13 protein-coding genes are annotated in these 16,589 nt (G+C 66.4%); 9 read left to right on the top strand and 4 right to left on the bottom strand.

Annotated elements, in window-relative coordinates; genetic code table 11:
- Nucleotides 1-92 precede the first annotated feature (92 nt).
- Nucleotides 93-1,244, top strand: a complete 1,152-nt coding sequence (locus XH96_RS03935; RefSeq protein WP_194391146.1) for an acyl-CoA dehydrogenase family protein — start codon at nucleotides 93-95, stop codon at nucleotides 1,242-1,244.
- A gap of 158 nt (nucleotides 1,245-1,402) precedes the next feature.
- Here XH96_RS03935 and XH96_RS03930 read toward each other — a convergent pair whose 3' ends face one another.
- On the bottom strand, nucleotides 1,403-3,574 hold the full coding sequence (locus XH96_RS03930; RefSeq protein ID WP_194391145.1) for an EAL domain-containing protein: 2,172 nt from the start codon (nucleotides 3,572-3,574) through the stop codon (nucleotides 1,403-1,405).
- A gap of 452 nt (nucleotides 3,575-4,026) precedes the next feature.
- On the opposite strand from XH96_RS03930, the gene mepA reads away from it, so the two are divergent.
- A complete protein-coding gene (gene mepA, locus XH96_RS03925; protein ID WP_194391144.1) occupies nucleotides 4,027-4,971 on the top strand; it encodes a penicillin-insensitive murein endopeptidase in 945 nt (314 codons plus the stop codon).
- 28 nt (nucleotides 4,972-4,999) lie between these two features.
- On the opposite strand, the gene XH96_RS03920 is transcribed toward mepA, so the two are convergent.
- Complete coding sequence (locus tag XH96_RS03920) at nucleotides 5,000-5,878, bottom strand: helix-turn-helix domain-containing protein (protein ID WP_246789946.1); 879 nt, start codon at nucleotides 5,876-5,878, stop codon at nucleotides 5,000-5,002.
- A 435-nt stretch (nucleotides 5,879-6,313) separates the two neighbouring features.
- Between XH96_RS03920 and XH96_RS03915 the strand changes: the two genes are divergently transcribed.
- The 5 genes from XH96_RS03915 (at nucleotide 6,314) to modC (ending at nucleotide 11,595) form a co-directional block, all read left to right on the top strand.
- Entirely contained in the window at nucleotides 6,314-8,302 is a 1,989-nt protein-coding gene (locus tag XH96_RS03915) for an autotransporter domain-containing protein (protein ID WP_194391143.1), read from the top strand.
- Nucleotides 8,303-8,720: 418 nt separating this feature from the next.
- Nucleotides 8,721-9,224, top strand: coding sequence for a hypothetical protein (locus XH96_RS03910; RefSeq protein ID WP_194391142.1), 504 nt, complete (start codon nucleotides 8,721-8,723; stop codon nucleotides 9,222-9,224).
- Between the two features lie 197 nt (nucleotides 9,225-9,421).
- Complete coding sequence (gene modA, locus XH96_RS03905; protein ID WP_194391141.1) at nucleotides 9,422-10,207, top strand: molybdate ABC transporter substrate-binding protein; 786 nt, start codon at nucleotides 9,422-9,424, stop codon at nucleotides 10,205-10,207.
- 27 nt (nucleotides 10,208-10,234) lie between these two features.
- Nucleotides 10,235-10,930: a molybdate ABC transporter permease subunit gene (modB, locus tag XH96_RS03900; protein WP_194391140.1), complete on the top strand. Its 696-nt coding sequence runs from the start codon at nucleotides 10,235-10,237 to the stop codon at nucleotides 10,928-10,930.
- Nucleotides 10,931-10,932: 2 nt separating this feature from the next.
- Nucleotides 10,933-11,595, top strand: coding sequence for a molybdenum ABC transporter ATP-binding protein (gene modC / locus XH96_RS03895; RefSeq protein WP_194391139.1), 663 nt, complete (start codon nucleotides 10,933-10,935; stop codon nucleotides 11,593-11,595).
- 167 nt (nucleotides 11,596-11,762) lie between these two features.
- Here modC and XH96_RS03890 read toward each other — a convergent pair whose 3' ends face one another.
- Nucleotides 11,763-12,023 (bottom strand): PepSY domain-containing protein, encoded by a 261-nt coding sequence (locus XH96_RS03890; protein ID WP_194391138.1) that lies wholly within the window; start codon nucleotides 12,021-12,023, stop codon nucleotides 11,763-11,765.
- A 245-nt stretch (nucleotides 12,024-12,268) separates the two neighbouring features.
- A complete protein-coding gene (locus tag XH96_RS03885) occupies nucleotides 12,269-14,062 on the bottom strand; it encodes a potassium/proton antiporter (RefSeq protein WP_194391137.1) in 1,794 nt (597 codons plus the stop codon).
- Between the two features lie 208 nt (nucleotides 14,063-14,270).
- Between XH96_RS03885 and XH96_RS03880 the strand changes: the two genes are divergently transcribed.
- Both XH96_RS03880 and map read left to right on the top strand, forming a co-directional pair.
- On the top strand, nucleotides 14,271-15,587 hold the full coding sequence (locus XH96_RS03880; protein ID WP_194391136.1) for a mechanosensitive ion channel family protein: 1,317 nt from the start codon (nucleotides 14,271-14,273) through the stop codon (nucleotides 15,585-15,587).
- A gap of 111 nt (nucleotides 15,588-15,698) precedes the next feature.
- On the top strand, nucleotides 15,699-16,517 hold the full coding sequence (map, locus tag XH96_RS03875; protein ID WP_028179759.1) for a type I methionyl aminopeptidase: 819 nt from the start codon (nucleotides 15,699-15,701) through the stop codon (nucleotides 16,515-16,517).
- Nucleotides 16,518-16,589: the final 72 nt, after the last annotated feature.

The following is a 16,589-nucleotide window of genomic DNA, read 5'->3' as shown; positions in this document are numbered from 1 at the left end:
GTTCCGGCCGACGGCGTCGCCTTGATCCCATCAGCCAAATGGACCACCATCGCGCCTCTACCGCTCACGGCAGAAGGAGCGAAGAAGCGCGAATGTCCGAGCTTTCCGGATTTGGCCTGGTCGAGCGGGCGCGCGCGATCGCCCCTTTGGTGGCTCGCGAAGCCGACGCGACCGAGCGGGGCCGTCGGCTGACGCCTGCGGTCGTCAATGCCCTGATCGAGAACGGGCTCTACCGGGCACTATTGCCGCAGAGCCTCGGCGGCGCGCAAGCCACGCCGGAAGCCTTCATGCAGATGCTGGAGGAAATCGCCAAGGCGGATGCGTCCACCGCCTGGTGTCTCGGCCAGTGCAGCGTCTGCGGGATGATCGCGGCCTGGCTCAACCAGGACACCGCGCAGGACATCTTCAACACCCCGCCCGGCATCCTCGCCTGGGGCGCGATTGCGCATGAGGCACGCATCGTCGAGGGCGGCTATCGCGTCACGGCGCGCTGGGACTTCGCCTCAGGCTCGCGGCAGGCGAGCTGGCTGGGCGCGCATGTCCGCATCGTCGGCGCTGACGGCGTGCCGCGCAAGAATGCCGACGGGTCGCCGGAGTTGCGCACCATCCTGTTTCCGGTTGCGAGCGCGACCCTGCACGACGTCTGGCAGGCGATCGGGCTCGCCGGCACCGGCACGGACTCCTACGAGGTCAACGACCTCTTCATCCCCGAGCGCTTCACGGCGTTTCGCGACGTGCCGTCGGCGCTGCGCGAGCCGGGCCCGCTTTACAAGATCGGCACCGGCGCGACCTTCAGCCTCGGCTTTGCCGCAGTGTCGCTGGGCGTCGCGCGCGCCACGCTGGATGCCGCTATCACGCTGGCACGGGAGAAGCACCAATCGCTGGCGGCCGGCGCCATGCGCGACAATGGGGCGGTCCAGGGGCTGATCGGCCGCACCGAGGGCGATTTGCGTGCCGCCCGCGCCTATCTCTATGCGGCCGCGAACGCGATGTGGCGCGACCTCGCTGCGACCGGCGAATTCAGCGCGGCGCATCGCAACGCGGTCCGCCTCGCCGCGACCTGGACCATCCATCAATCCGCACGCGTGGTCGACACGGCCTATCACATGGCCGGCGCGACCGCGGTGTTCCGCAGCAACCCGTTCGAGCGAAGGTTCCGCGACATGCACGCCATCGCGCAGCAGATCCAGGCGCGGGATAGCCACTACGAGGATGTCGGGAAGGCGATTTTGGCGGAACGCTGATGACGGCCGCAACGCCGGTCTGCTCGCTCCCGCGCCTGCGGCAGGGCTAACGTATGAATTGCACGGGGACTGTCTGCAGGCTTGCTCCGCCTCTCCCGCAAGCGGAAGAGATTAACCGAGAGAGTGGCGCGTCCCTTACGCACCAAAGGAACGAGATATCACGCCACCAGCGCGGCGTCCTCGTCATCGGCGGCATCAATCCCGCGCTGTGCCGCAAGCAGGCTGACGATCTCTGCATTCGGCCGGGCCTTGCTGAACAGAAAGCCCTGGCCCTCGTGGCAGCCTTCGGCGCGAAGACAGCTCAGCTCGGCCTCGGTCTCGACGCCTTCGGCGGTGATGGTGACGCCGAGGCCCTTGCCGAGGCTGACGATGGAGCGGATGATCGCCTGCGCCTCGCGGTTGGCCCCGAGATCGCGCACGAAGGACTGGTCGATCTTGATCTTGTCGAACGGGAAGCTGCGCAAATAGCTGAGGCTGGAATAGCCGGTGCCGAAATCGTCCATCGAGATGCGCACCCCGAGCGCGCGCAGCGCGTGCAGCGTCGCCAGCACCTGCGCGCTCTTCTCCAGGAGCAGCGTCTCGGTGATCTCGAGCTCGAGCCGGCGCGGCGGCAGGCCGGAATGTTTCAGCGCGTCCGTCACCACCGAGAGCAGATTGCCGCTGCGGAACTGGAGCGGCGACAGGTTGACGGCGACGCGAACGTCGTCGGGCCAGGCCGCGGCATCCAGGCAGGCGCGGCGCAGCATCTGCCCGCCGAGCGGATTGATCAGGCCGGTGTCCTCGGCGACCGGAATGAATTCGGCCGGCGAGACCATGCCCCGCTCGGCATGCGGCCAGCGCACCAGCGCCTCGAAGCCGGTGATGCGGCCGCTCTGGAGATCGACCAGCGGCTGGTAATAGGGACGGAGCACGTCGTTCTGGATCGCGTCGCGCAGCTCGACTTCGGTCTTGCGGCGGCTCTGCGCCTTCGCATCGAGCGCGGCCTCGAAGAAGGCGAAGGTGCCGCGTGCATCCAGCTTGGCGCGCGACAGCGCCATGTCGGCGCTCTTGAGCAGCTTCTCGGAATCGTCGCCGTCGCCGGGCGACATGGCGATGCCGATCGAGGCGCCGATCACCACGGAATGGCCGTCGAGCAGATAGGGATCGGCGATGGCTTCCAGCAGGCGCTTGGCCAGCATCACCGCGTCCTCGGGACGGGTCAATCCGCCTTGCACGATCGCGAACTCGTCGGAATTGAGCCGTGCCAGCGCGTCCTCTTCGCGCAGGGTCGAGCGCAACCGCTTGGCGACGCCGCGCAGGAGCTTGTCGCCGACCGCATGCCCCAGCGTATCGTTGACCGCCTTGAAATTGTCGAGCCCCAGCATCAGGAGCGCGACCTTCTCGGCGCTGCGCCGCGTGTGCAGCAGCATTTCGTCCATCTGCTGCCGCAGCAGGCTGCGATTGGGCAGGCCGGTCAGGGTGTCATGCTGGGCCATGAAGGCGAGCCGCGCCTCGGCGCGCTTGCGCTCGGTGATGTCCATCAGCGCGAGCAGCACCGCGGGCCGCTCGGCATAGGTCAGTTCGCGGGAGTAGATTGCAAGGTCGATCAGCGTCCCGTCGGCCTTGACATGCTTCCAGGTGCGGCCGGCCTGTTCCTCGCTGGAGCGCTCGGCGGTCCAGGGCGGTTCGCTGTCGAAGGCCTGCAGCGAGCGGATCTTCAGCCGCTCGAACTCGGCGCGGCTGTAGCCGTAATGCGCGACCGCGGCGTCGTTGACGGCGATGATGCGTTCGTCATCCAGCGCGCAGACGATCATGGGCACGGGATTGCCGTCGAACAGCAGGCGGAACGAGGCCTCGCGCTGCTTCAATTCGGTGATGTCGACGCGCAGGCCGACGACGCCGCCGTCCTCGGTCAGGCGCTCGTCGATCAGGATGACGCGACCATCCGACAGCTTCTGCTCATGGCGCGCACCGGGCTGATAAAGCTTTTGCAGACGTTCGGCGATCCACTCGTCCTCATGACCGATGGCCTCGGGATAGTCGCCGCGGGCGACGCCGATGCGCAGCGTGTCTTCGAGGCGCGCGCCTTCCTCGAACAGATCGGCGGTCTTGCTGTAGATCTCGGCGTATTTCTTGTTCCAGAGGACGTAGCGGCCTTCGGCATCGAGGAACACGATGCCCTGCGGCAGGATGTCAATGGCCTGGCGCAGGCGCTCATGGGATTTGCGCGCTTCCGCAATCGCGGCTTCCGCCTCGGCGCGGCTGCGCAGGACTTCGTCGCGCTCGACAAGGTCTCGCGGCGCGCACGCGAAACGCGGCTTGCGCGCCTTCCTGCCGGTGCGGGCAAGCACGTCTTGCTTTCGCTTTTTCGTCTTTCGAGACCCCAAACTCAACTTCACTCGTCCCAGTCGCGCGCCCGGCGGCCGCAGTCTTGAGGCAAGTGTCTGAAAAAAAAGTAATCTTGCCCGACCGCGGTCCGCGCGAAGCACACCCTGCTGCCTGTTTGCGCGGCGCGGCCGCAGCGGCAAGCGCCTTCGAACTCGGTCCGGCACCGCAATCAATGGACGATCCGGCGCAAAATTGCGCGCGCGCTTGAATCCGTTCCGAAATCGTGCGCGATTGCATGCGGTCCCCAGATATTCCTCCCTCCGCGCACGAATTTTGGTCAATGCGGGATACGGTTATTGCGGCGTTAAAAAGCGGCCATTTGAGACGCGATTTGGTCCCGTGCGCCGTGATGTTGCGGTCCGCTCAATGCCTCGTTGTTAACCCTGATGCCGCATTGGGCTATAAGGATGCCAGCATGAGTCGCCGCAGCATCACACTCCTCCTGCTCTCGCTTGCTCTGCTGGCTGCCGGCGGTGCGCTGGGCCAGGACAAGGGCAGCATCACCCCGAAGCCGCTGCCGCCGCTCGCCAATCCGAACGATCCCGATCTCCCCGCCAAGGAGCTGTTCGCGCGAAAGCTGCTGCCGTCGAAGGGGCCGGCCCATGTCATCGGTTCCTACGCCAGGGGCTGCATCGGCGGCGCGGAGCAGATTCCGGTCAACGGCGACCATTGGCAGGTGATGCGGCTGTCGCGCAATCGCAGCTACGGTCATCCCGACATGATTGCGCTGATCAAGCGGCTCGCGGCGAAGGCGCACAAGGACGCGGGCTGGCCCGGCATCCTGGTCGGCGACATCGCCCAGCCGCGCGGCGGGCCGGCGCTGTCCGGCCATGCCAGCCACCAGATCGGCCTCGATGCCGACATCTGGCTGACGCCGATGCCGAACCGCCGGCTCGCGCGCGAGGAGCGCGAGGACATGTCGGCGGTGATGATGGTGCGCCAGGACCGGCTCGACGTCGACCCCAAGGTGTTCACGCCTGGCCACGTGCTGGTGCTGCGCGATGCCGCGCGGGAGCCCGCGGTGCAGCGCATCTTCGTCAACGCCGCGATCAAGAAGGCGCTGTGCCGCGAGGCCAAGGGCGACCGCGCATGGCTGTCGAAGATCCGGCCGTGGTGGGGCCACGACTATCACTTCCATATCCGCATGCGTTGCCCGCCGGGGGCCGGCGAGTGCGAGGGCCAGCCGTCACAGGCCGAGGACGAAGGCTGCAAACCCGCCGACCTCGCCTACTGGTTCTCCGACGCGGTGCTGCATCCCAAGCCGCCGCCGGAGCCGCCAAAACCGAAGCCGCCGATGACGCTGGCGCAGATGCCCGCGGCCTGCAGGGCGGTGCTGCACGCGGGCGACGCGAAGCCGTAAGCTACGCCGCCGCCACGGCTTTGGGGAATCACCGCCGGCCGAGAACATGGAGCGGGCCGTCGGCCGCGCTCGTTTCACGGGACCATGCCTCGGCGCGGTCCCTGACTTCGCCCGGCGTCAGGCCGAACTGGCGGCGGAAGGCCCGGACAAAGGTGGAATCGCCGCTGAATTGCAGTTCGACCGCGAGATCGATCAAGCGTTTGCTCCGCGCCGCCGGCGAAATGAGCAGAAGCAAAGCGCGATTGAGGCGCTGATCCTGCACATAGTGCGCAAGACCTCCATCGGACTCGAACAGCCGGTAGAGGCTGGCGCGAGACAATCGAAAGCGGCTGCAGAGATCGTCAGCACTGAGCGCGCCGGTGTGGAGATTGGCGTCGATATGCTGCTTGATCGCCGCCAGGAGTAGTCGGCGTTCCGCCCGCCCGACATCGCCACGAGCGTCGGCCGCGCGGCCGGCGACTTCCGCGATGACGTCGCATATGCCATCGACGATCGCCGCGGTCACGGCGGCTGCGTCGGAGGTTTCAGGTTGTTGCCAAAGCGCCGCGAACTGATCGGCGAGGAGACGCGCACGACGATCGTATCCCGGCAGAAGCGTCGCCGTTGAAGAATCCGGGTGCGCCAGCCGCGGGGCGAGCACCGGACGCGGCAGGATCAGCGAGGTCTGCCGCGAACGCTCCCCGCCCGCCCCCGTCAGCCAGGTGCGGCTCGGCTGCGCCATGTCGATCAGGCAGACGTCACCGGGGCGCAGGGCTATTTCGCGGCGCCCCGAGGCAAACCCTACCTGTCCCTGGAAGCAAAGGGTGATGTGATAGTGATCGAGACCGCCACGCGCGATATGCGCGGCCGTACGATCATATTCGAGCGGCGACGAAACGCTCTCGACCAGCATGCCCTTGCCGGTCATCTTGGTCGCGGACAACAAGTAGAAGTCGTCCGGCGCGTTCAGCGGGATGACGTCGCAGATATCCGACGTCGCCGCGCGAAGTGCCTCCAGCGCCTGCCTGCCGATTCCGGGGGGCGCCGCCGCCAGCTCGCTCATATGTCCTTCGTCCGCATCGCTGCTCAACGCGGCAAGATCGCGCGGCCTTATCTGCTGGTGCCCCGGCCGGGCGCCAACCTCGTCGTTCATCTGTACTCAGCCGAACAGCGGCACGCAACCGACGATGGGTTGGCAGCGGCCGTCCGCTGCCGGTGATTGTGTCGTTTCGGCACCAGCATTCGTCCGAGATGTGAACATGAGATTCTGGGCACATTGCCCCACTGGGCTGCCTGCTATGCAGCGGGATCGGACTTGCGGCACGTCTGCCGCGCCTCTGGCGCGACAGACCGGGGGACTGGAATGCGGATCGTTCGGAAGGCGTTGGTGGCGCTGGCATCGCTGTGCGCGGCGTTCGGCTGGCTGGATGCCGCAATAGCTTCGCCGGGCTGTGATGCGATCAGCATCACACCCCTCGGCGTGACCACGCCGGGGACAGGATTTGTCCGAGGCGACACGATCACGCTCACCCTTACGAACAATTCCGGGAACAGTTTCATGTCCCTGATAGATGGTACGGCGTTCGCGGTCTTGGCGGGTCCGACCACAACGGCTTTCACCTACGTCGTGCCGGCGGATACATCGGACGCGTTGCATTTTGGCGGCACGCTCAATCCGGGGGATAGTGTCGCCGGCCTCTGCGTCAATGCGCCGGCGCCGACGGTCTCCTCGGTCAGCCCGAACACCGGCGCGGCGCTTGGCGGCACGTCAGTCGTCATCACCGGCACTGGCTTCACTTTTGCCACGGCCGTGGCGTTCGGCAGCAGCGCAGCGACCTCCTTCACCGTCAACAGCGGCACGCAGATCACCGCCGTCGTCCCGGCGCATGCCGCGGGGGCGGTCGATGTGGTCGTCACGAACAATGTCGGCAGCAGCACGCTCTCCGCCGGCTTCACCTATACCAACGCCAGCACGTCGGTGACCCTGACGTCATCGCCGAACCCGAGCCAGTCCGGGCAGGCCGTGGCATTCAGTGCATCGGTGGCAAGCAGCGGCGGTTCTCCGTCCGGCACGATGACCTTCAGCGACGGCGGCGTCGTGTTCGGTACCGTTGCCCTGAGCGGGGGCGTTGCCACCCTGACAACGGCATCGCTCTCGGTCGGGACGCACAACATCACGGCGACATATAATGCCGGCCCCGGATTCTCAGGGTCTGCGTCCGCAGCGCTTGCCCAGATGGTGAACGTGCCGGCCGACAGCAGCAGGCTGCGATCGATGCAGATCGTCGCGACCAGGACCGTGGCGCAGATTTCGGGCCAAGCCATCTCTGGCGCCATCGACGGCGCGATCGCGGACGGCTTCTCCGACAATCCATCGCCGGTGACGTCGAACGGTGACGGCATGCGGTTCAACTTCGCCGCGGCCGATGATGACGGTGGCAGGCCAGGACCGTTCGGGGCCACGCGGTCGCCGACAAACGACCGGGTCGACGATGCCTTCTCGGCGCTCGCTTACGCGGGTCGCGCCCGGCCGGTGACGAAAGCGTCGCCGCGCGTCGCGCAGCGCGACTGGCAGGCCTGGATCGATGTGCGCGGAGGGGGCATTCGCAACAACTCCGGCACCGCGAACGATCTCTCCGGCGGTCAGATCAATGTGACGGCCGGCCTGACCCGCAGGCTGACGCCCGACGTCCTGATCGGCATGCTCGTTGGTTACGAGAACTTCCGATATGACTCGGCCTTTCTCACCGCCCGGCTCCGCGGCGACGGCTGGACCGGCGGCGCCTATCTCGGCTGGCGGTTCTGGAATCGTCTCCGCCTCGATGTCGCCGTGGCCTATACCGGACTCGACTATTCGCTGACGGCCGGGACGGCCGCGGCTTCGTTGCCCGGCCGGCGCGTGCTCGTGTCGGCGGGCCTGACCGGCAACTACCGCCTGGCCGATATCGACCTCGAACCATCCGCGCGCCTCTACGCGCTGTGGGAGCATCAGGATGGCTATACGGACAGCCTCGGTACTGCGCAGACCGACCGAAATTTCTCCTCCGGTCGCGCGAGCACCGGCCTGAAGGCCGCGCGATCCTGGATGATCGGGTCCGATCTCACCCTCGCGCCCTATGTCGGCATCTACGCCGACTACTATTTCAGCAAGGACGGGACCGATACCAGCGGGCTTTCCGCGATCGCCACGGTTCCGCTCGTCGTCCTCCAGTCATGGTCGACGCGCGTCACCTCGGGCGCGGCGATGACATTCGCAGGAGGACCGCGGGTCTCGATCGGTGGTGAAGTCGGCGGGTTGGGCCGCGATTACACGCTCTGGAGTGCCAAGGCGCAGGCCGCCTTCCCCTTTTAGGATAAATCCCCAGTCGACGGAGCCAGATGCAGATTGCGGCGCGGGAGCCGGCGGTGTGCGAGATCGTGCTGCACGCAGGCGACGCGAAGCCGTAAGCGACGACGCCGCCTCACCCACCTGTGTCATCCCTGTGTCATCCCGGGCGCGAAGCGAGCCCGGGGACCCAGCCACAGGGAGCGGTCGTGGCGTGAGGTAGCCACTCCGAATCTTCGCCAAACTCCTCCCTGGGTTATGGATCCCGGGCTCGCGCTGCGCCCCCCGGGATGACGAACTCGTTGATTGGTTCGCCGCACCCGAATGCGGTAACCTGCCCTGCCGCCGAGCCGTAAGCCCGCGGCATCGGGGATGTGCATCCCACCTTTCAACAAGCCGGACTGCAAGCCGCGCGCCGGTCGCGTGGCCAACGATGGGATTTCACATGCGCGTCCTCCCGCTGCTCGCTGCGCTCACAATCAGCGCGACCTCCGCTTTCGCCGCCGAAGAACACAGCGGCTGCGACAAGTTCAAATGGCCGATCGAGCGCGAGCGCGCCGCGCTCACGGCACCGGACCGCACCAAGCTCGCCTCGGGAAGCGAGCAGGCGGCTTTGCCGTCCTCAGCCATCACGCTGGAGTTGATTGTCCCGAGCGAAGCAAGGCTGCCGACGACGCCGGAGCGCGCGCCAAAGGACGGCACCTTTGCCGGATTTACCAGCGTCAAGTCCGCCAAAGCCGGGCTCTACACGATCAGCCTGTCCACTGGCGCCTGGGTCGACGTGGTCCAGGACGGGCATGTCCTCAAGCCCATGGACTTCAGCGGCGCGACCGATTGCGAGGGCATCCGCAAGACCATGAAATACCAGCTGTCGGCACAGCCCTTCGTGCTCCAGGTCAGCGGCGCCAGGGACAATTCGGTCTCGATCGCAGTCCTGCCGGCGCAATAGGCGCCGTTGAACTGACCAAACGGTCGCCCTTTGACCTGACGCCTCGGCCTGCTATGTTTGCCTGGAGCGATATCCCTGCCGGTCGTAAGCCGCTGCCGGGCCGCGTGGAGCAGCGCTTCCACCCGTCGCATCAACCCACCCAACGCCAGACTTGCGCGTGCATCTTGCCGCGCGCGGACTCGCACGGAGCGCTCCCCATGTTACGTATTTCAGGACTTTTCACCGCCTTCATGATCCTCGCGGGCGCAGCCCTCTCGCCCGCCGCCGCCGAGGACAAGACCATCACCGTGTTCGCCGCCGCCTCGATGAAGAACGCGCTGGACGAGATCGACGCCGCCTACACCGCCAAGACCGGCGTCAAGTTCAGCGTCAGCTATGCGGCAAGCTCGGTGCTCGCCAAGCAGATCGAGCAGGGCGCGCCGGCCGACGTGTTCGTTTCGGCCGACACCGACTGGATGGACTACGCGATCTCCAAGAAGACCATCAACGAACCTTCCAGAGTCAACCTGCTCGGCAACAGCATCGTGTTGATCGCGCCGAAGGATGCCAGGATCGACAACGTCGACATCGCGCAGGGTTTCGACCTCGCCAAGCTGGCCGGCGACGGCAGGATCGCGACCGGCGATGTCAAGTCCGTGCCAGTCGGCAAATATGCCAAGGCCGCGCTGGAGAAGCTCGGCGCCTGGCAGGCCGCGGAGCCGAAATTCGCCATGGCCGAGAGCGTGCGCGCCGCGCTGACCCTTGTCGCGCGCGGCGAAGCCGGTCTCGGCATCGTCTACTCGACCGACGCCAAGGTCGAGCCCGGCGTGAAGACCATCGGCACCTTCCCGGCGGATTCGCATCCGGCGATCATCTATCCCGTCGCCGCGACCACGACCGCGAAGGGTGAGACCGGCGACTATCTGGCGTTCCTGCGCTCCTCGGCGGCCAAGTCCATTTTCGAGAAGTACGGTTTCAAGTTCCTGGTCAGTCCCATAACTTAGGGCTTGCGACGTGATATCTGCGGCTTGATGTCGGACCTCTCTCCCGCCGAATGGACGGCGATCCTGCTCTCGCTCAGGGTCGCCATCATCGCAACGCTGGTGGCGACGCCATTCGGCATCGCGCTGGCGTGGCTGCTCGCGCGGCGTGATTTCTGGGGCAAGTCGCTGCTCGACGCGGTCGTGCATCTGCCTCTGGTGCTGCCGCCTGTCGTCACCGGTTATCTGCTCCTGCTGACGTTCGGCCGCCGCGGCCTCGTCGGCGGCTTCCTCGCCGACTATCTCGGCATCGTCTTTTCATTCCGCTGGACCGGCGCGGCGCTGGCCTGCGGCGTGATGGCGTTTCCGCTGCTGGTACGCCCGATGCGGCTGTCGATCGAGGCGATCGATCGCCGGCTCGAGCAGGCGGCCGAGACGCTCGGCGCCGCGCCGTGGAAAGTGTTCTTCACGGTGACGCTGCCGCTCGCGCTGCCCGGCGTGCTCGCCGGCATGGTGCTGGGCTTTGCCAAGGCGATCGGCGAGTTCGGCGCGACGATCACCTTCGTCTCCAACATTCCCGGCGAGACCCAGACGATATCCTCGGCGATCTATTCGCTGATCCAGACCCCGGACGGCGATGCCGCGGCGGGACGGCTGGTGATCGTCTCGATCGTGCTGGCGCTGGGCGCGTTGATCGCCGCCGAGTGGTTCGCCCGCCGCGCCACCGCGCGGCTGCACGGAAACTGACCATGCTGCGCGTCGACATCGAAAAGCAGCTCGGCGAATTCTCGCTGCATGCATCCTTCGCCAGCGAAGGCCGTGCCATCGGCCTGTTCGGCGCCTCGGGTGCCGGCAAGACGTCGCTGGTCAACATGATCGCAGGGCTGTTGCGGCCCGACCGCGGCACCATCGTGATCGACGGCGAAACCGTGGATGACAGCGCGGCCGGCATCCATGTCCCGACCTGGCGCCGCCGCATCGGCTATGTGTTCCAGGACGCGCGGCTGTTTCCGCATCTCACCGTCGCGCAGAATCTCGACTATGGACGGCGGATGAACCGCCTGCCGCCCGATGCCTCCCAGCACAAGCGCATCGTCGACCTGCTCGACATCGGTGCGCTGCTCGATCGCCGTCCCGGAAAGCTCTCCGGCGGCGAGCGCCAGCGCGTCGCGCTCGGACGCGCGCTGCTGTCGAAGCCGCGGCTGCTGCTGCTCGACGAGCCGCTCGGCGCGCTCGACGAGGGCCGCAAGCTCGAGATCCTGCCCTACCTGGTGCGGCTGCGGGACGAAGCCAACGTCCCGATGGTCTATGTCAGCCACGACGCCGCCGAGCTGCGCCAGCTCGCGACGCAGATCGTTTTGCTGAAGCAGGGCCGCGTGACGAGTTTCGGCGGGGTGAAGGTGCTGACGTGAGGCACTTGTAGCCTGGATGAAGAGCGACGATCCCGCCCCACCGTCATTGCGAGCGCAGCGAAGCAGCCCAGAATCTTTCCGCGGTGACCATCTGGATGGCTTCGCTGCGCTCGCAATGACGGCGGAGAGGACGGTGCCCGGATAGCAGCGCTTCCGTCGCTTCGGCTTTACCAGCCGCGGTCGACATTGCGGACCTCGCCGGTCCGGGCATCGACATCGACTTCCATCCAGCGCCCGGTGCGATCGCGGCCTTCGATCTGCCATTCATCGCCGAGGAACTGGGTGTGAGAGACCGTCACGACGCCGATGTCGGTCGCGACATCGAGCGCGACCTGCATCGAGATCTGATCGCCGGCGTCATAGGCCATTGCCGGCGCCGCTGCGCCGAGCCCGATGGCGACGATGGCGGGCAAGATGAACTTGCGCATGGAACTGCTCCTGTCAAAGACGTTGACTGCCACGCGAAAAACGAGCGGCGCCGCGGAGCGTTCCGGGTTCCACAGTCACGAGGCCGCGCGAATCTTCAGCGGTTGCGGCGATTTGGTGGCGGTTGTCCCATCTCGTCATTCCAGGGCGCCCGAAGGGCGAGCCTGGAATCCATCTCGCCGCTCGTTCAGAGGATAAATGGATTCCGGGTTCGCGCTGACGCGCGCCCCGGAATGACGAGAGGAGGCTAAACCCCCGCCACCGAGGTCCACAGCTCCGCAAGTTTCTTCCGCAGCGCCTGTGCGCGCGTCAGCGGCTCGGGCGACTCGTCTTCTTCCGGCAGACGCAAGCCAACGAGATTGACGCGGCCGCCGGAGATCGAGCGCGAGACAAGGACGATCTCGTCCAGGGCGAGCTCGGCGCCCTCCTTCGGCGCGCGGTCGAGATGGACGTCGAAATAGTCCGCCAAGGTCAGCTTGCCTTCGTCTTCACCGACCTTGATGCCGTAGATCTCGGCGAGCTCGGCGAGCGTGTGGTCGCCGGAGACCATGAAGTCGCCGAGCAGATGCGGATCGGGCGCCGTGCTCGGCTGCATGTCGACGAAGAAGCGGTCGAGCGACTCGGCCTTTTCCGGCGGGGCCAGCAGATAGATGTAGTCGCCGGGCGCGATCGGGTCGGCTTCCGCCGGCGTCAGGATGTTCTGGTTACGGATCACCAGCGTCGGCTTGGACCAGGACGGGATCAGGCCGCGGCGGAAATACAGGCTCTTGGGCCGCACCGGATAGCCGACCAGCTGCTGCTCGAGCTGGCCGGGCAGATCCAGTTCGACGCGCCGCGGGCCGCGCTCGGCGCGCGGCAGCGCCACGTGCAGCTTGCGTGCGGCGGGCGCCAGCGTCCAGCCCTGCAGCAGGAGCGAGATGATGACGACGACGAAGGCGACGTCGAAATAGAGATAGGCCTTGGACAGCCCGACCAGCATCGGGATCGAGGCCAGGAAGATCGCGACCGCGCCGCGCAGGCCGGTCCAGGCGATGAAGATCTTCTCGCGCCAGTTGAAGCGGAACGGCGAAAGGCACACGAACACCGCGAGCGGCCGCGCCACCAGCATCAGCACGAGCGCGACGGCGACGGCCGGCAGCACGCTGGTGCCGAGCCGGCTCGGCGAGACCAAGAGGCCGAGCAGCACGAACATCACGATCTGCGCCAGCCAGGTGGCAGCATCGAGGAACGTCACCACCGAATTATGCGCGCGGGTCGGCCGGTTGCCGATGATGATGCCGGCGAGATAGACCGCGAGGAAGCCGGAGGCGTGCATGATCTGCGAGCCGCCGAAGATCACGAGGGCAGCTGTGGCCACGAACGGGGCATGCAGGCCCTGCGGCAGCGCCACCTTGTTGAGGGCGATTACGACCAGGCGCCCGCCGATGACACCGACGATGGCGCCCAGGACCGCCTCCTGAATGAACTCCACCAGCACATGGCCGGGCGAGCTCGAGCCGATCGAGATGTATTCCACCAGCATGAGCGTGAGGAAGATCGCGAACGGGTCGTTGGTGCCGGATTCCGCCTCCAGCGTCGCGCCGACGCGCGGGCGCAGGCGCAGGCCCTGGGTGTGCACCAGCAGGAACACCGCGGCCGCATCGGTCGAGGCCACCACGGCGCCGACCAGCAGCGATTCCGACCAGTTGAGATCGAGCGCGTATTTCGCGAACGGCGCCGTGACAAGGGCGGTCAGCAGCACGCCGACGGTCGCGAGCATCACGGACGGGGCGAGCACAGTACGGATGCTGGCAAAGCGCGTCCGCAGGCCGCCGTCGAACAGAATCAGGGCGAGCGCGACGGAGCCGACCAGATAGGTGGTGCGGACGTCGTCGAACTGGAGCTGGCCAGGGCCGGAATCGCCGGCGAGCATGCCGATCGCAAGAAAGACGAGCAGCAAGGGTGCGCCGAAGCGCAACGCGAGCAGGCTCGAGAGGATGCCGGCCATGATGAGGACGGCGCCGAGCAGTATGGCGATGCTGACGGAGTCGAGGGAAGCCATCCACCTTCCGGGTAAAAATCGCTGGGATTGCATCCTTATCGTCGCCGGACTCGCGCGCCAACCCATTTTCCGTGGTTCGAGGCAATCTGCCCGCATTTTGCGGCCTTAACGCGCTTCACTTGACGGTGTATCGATGGTCCGGCCGCGCCCCTTGTGGGATTTTGCGGCTCCCTCGAATCAATTCCTCCCCCGCTTGCCGACGAGACCGATGGACATGGACCTCAAAGACTTCATGGAGTTCGTGCAGACGACCGCACGCAGCGTCGGGGCGGAAATCTCCTCACCCTGGTTCTACCTGCAATTCGGTCTCATCCTGGCGGCCGCCGGCATCGCCTATGCCGCGGAGACCGCGATTCGCAGCCGCATCGACATGACCTCGCTGGCGATGCGGCTGCCGCTGCCGCTCCGGCATTTCGTCCGGGTGATGGTCTCCAGCGCCTCGACGGCGGTGTTCACGCTGCTCGTGATCATCTCGCGCGTGGTGATGTACCACGCGACCTGGCCGAGCCGCAGCTATCTCCTGATGGTCGCAGCCAAGCTGGGCTTCGCCTGGCTCGTGATCCGGCTCGTGACCTCGGTGCTGCGCAACGCCTTCATCGTCAAGCTGGTCTCGATCACGGCGTGGTTCGTCGCCGCGCTCTCCATCCTCGGCCAGCTCGACGCGACGGTCGACGTGCTCGATTCCTTCGCGATCGTGCTCGGCGGCCTCAGGCTGACTCCGCTGCTGGCACTCAAGGCCGGTGCGCTCCTCCTCATCGCCCTCTGGGCCACCAACATCGCGAGCAATTTTGCCGAGAGCCGGATCAACGCGACCACCGATCTGACGCCGTCGGTGCAGGTGCTGCTGGTCAAGATCATCCGCATCGGGCTGCTCACGGTCGCGATCGTGATCGCGCTCGGCGCCGTCGGGATCGACCTGTCGGCGCTCGCGGTGTTTTCCGGCGCGGTCGGCGTCGGCATCGGTATCGGCCTGCAGAAGATCGTGGCCAATTTCATCTCGGGCATCATCCTGCTCGCCGACAAGTCGGTGAAGCCCGGCGATCTCGTCACCATCGGCGACAATACCGGTCGCATCAGCGCGATGAAGACGCGCTATATTTCCGTCGCCGCCGGCGACGGCCGCGAATTCCTGGTGCCGAACGAGGATCTGGTGACGCAGAAGGTCGTCAACTGGACCTATACCGACAAGAACACGCTGGTGAAGATCGCCTTCGGCACCAATTACGACGCCGACCCGCGCCTCGTCTGCACGCTCGCCGCCGAGACCGCCGCCGCCCATCCGCGGGCGCAGAAGGGCAAGCCGCCGACCTGCATCCTGACCGAGTTCGCGGAAGCCGGCATGAAGTTCTCGCTGACCTTCTGGATCGCCGACCCCGACGGCATGGACAAGGTCAAGAGCGACGTGATGCTGGAGCTGTGGGAGGCGTTCAAGCGCGAGGGCATCCGGGTTCCCTATCCGGTCCGCGAAATCCGCATCCGCGGCGGCGCCCTCCCCGTGGAAACCACCGTAGAAGTCCCGAATTAGGCCGCTTTCGCACCCAGGGCCGGCAGGCTCGGCTTGCATGAAGGCCGCCAATCATTAAATTGGGGCCTGAAATCAAGCCTTTCCACCGACATCGAGGAAGACCGCATCCGCATGAGCTACGTCGAAGCCACCGATACCTCCCTGCGCAAGACCGGACAGATCAAGCTGCATGGGCCGAGCGCCTTTGCCGGCATGCGCAAGGCGGGCGCGCTGGTGGCAAAATGCCTCGACGAGCTCACCGACATCGTCGGGCCGGGCGTGCCGACCTCCAGAATCGACGAATTCGTCCGCGACTTCGCCTTCAGCCACGGCGCCTATCCGGCGACGCTGATGTATCGCGGCTACCGCTACTCGACCTGCACCTCGCTCAACCACGTGGTCTGCCACGGCATGCCCGGCGACCGGCCGCTGAAGGAAGGCGACATCGTCAACATCGACGTCACCTTCATCGTCGACGGCTGGTATGGCGATTCCAGCCGGATGTATGCGATCGGCCCGATCGCGCGCAAGGCCGAGCGGCTGATCGAGGTCACCTATGAAGCGATGATGCGCGGCATCGCCGCCGTGAAGCCCGGCGCCACCACCGGCGACATCGGCCATGCCATCCAGAGCTTCGTCGAGCCGCAGGGCATGAGCGTGGTGCGCGATTTCTGCGGCCACGGTTTGGGGCGCATGTTCCACGACGAGCCGAACATCATCCATGTCGGCCGGCCCGGCGAGGGTGTGCAGCTCAAGCCCGGCATGTTCTTCACCATCGAGCCGATGATCAATCTCGGCAAGCCGCACGTGAAGATCCTCTCCGACGGCTGGACCGCAGTCACCCGCGACCGCTCGCTGTCGGCGCAGTTCGAGCACTCCGTCGGCGTCACCGCGACGGGCGTCGAGATCTTCACGCTGTCGGAGCGGCACGGCGAGAAGCAGATCGGGTGATTGCCGACACCAGTCCATCTCCGTCGTCATTCCGGGGCGCGACGAAGTCGAGCCCGGAATGACGGATGCGAG

Origin of the sequence: Bradyrhizobium sp. CCBAU 51765, from assembly GCF_015291725.1 — a bacterium.
GTDB lineage: Bacteria > Pseudomonadota > Alphaproteobacteria > Rhizobiales > Xanthobacteraceae > Bradyrhizobium > Bradyrhizobium liaoningense.
The sequence above is the reverse complement of the archived record's forward strand: the minus strand, read 5'-3'. Positions and strand labels throughout refer to the sequence as shown.

What these genes read in the sequence shown, in the direction of transcription:
- modA (WP_194391141.1), top strand. Translation starts at nt 9,422, where the DNA reads ATGTTACGTATTTCAGGACTTTTCACCGCCTTCATGATCCTCGCGGGC.
- XH96_RS03920 (WP_246789946.1), bottom strand. Translation starts at nt 5,878, where the DNA reads ATGACCGGCAAGGGCATGCTGGTCGAGAGCGTTTCGTCGCCGCTCGAA.
- XH96_RS03915 (WP_194391143.1), top strand. Translation starts at nt 6,314, where the DNA reads ATGCGGATCGTTCGGAAGGCGTTGGTGGCGCTGGCATCGCTGTGCGCG.
- modC (WP_194391139.1), top strand. Translation starts at nt 10,933, where the DNA reads ATGCTGCGCGTCGACATCGAAAAGCAGCTCGGCGAATTCTCGCTGCAT.
- XH96_RS03935 (WP_194391146.1), top strand. Translation starts at nt 93, where the DNA reads ATGTCCGAGCTTTCCGGATTTGGCCTGGTCGAGCGGGCGCGCGCGATC.
- XH96_RS03885 (WP_194391137.1), bottom strand. Translation starts at nt 14,062, where the DNA reads ATGGCTTCCCTCGACTCCGTCAGCATCGCCATACTGCTCGGCGCCGTC.
- map (WP_028179759.1), top strand. Translation starts at nt 15,699, where the DNA reads ATGAGCTACGTCGAAGCCACCGATACCTCCCTGCGCAAGACCGGACAG.
- modB (WP_194391140.1), top strand. Translation starts at nt 10,235, where the DNA reads ATGTCGGACCTCTCTCCCGCCGAATGGACGGCGATCCTGCTCTCGCTC.
- XH96_RS03880 (WP_194391136.1), top strand. Translation starts at nt 14,271, where the DNA reads ATGGACATGGACCTCAAAGACTTCATGGAGTTCGTGCAGACGACCGCA.
- XH96_RS03890 (WP_194391138.1), bottom strand. Translation starts at nt 12,023, where the DNA reads ATGCGCAAGTTCATCTTGCCCGCCATCGTCGCCATCGGGCTCGGCGCA.
- mepA (WP_194391144.1), top strand. Translation starts at nt 4,027, where the DNA reads ATGAGTCGCCGCAGCATCACACTCCTCCTGCTCTCGCTTGCTCTGCTG.
- XH96_RS03910 (WP_194391142.1), top strand. Translation starts at nt 8,721, where the DNA reads ATGCGCGTCCTCCCGCTGCTCGCTGCGCTCACAATCAGCGCGACCTCC.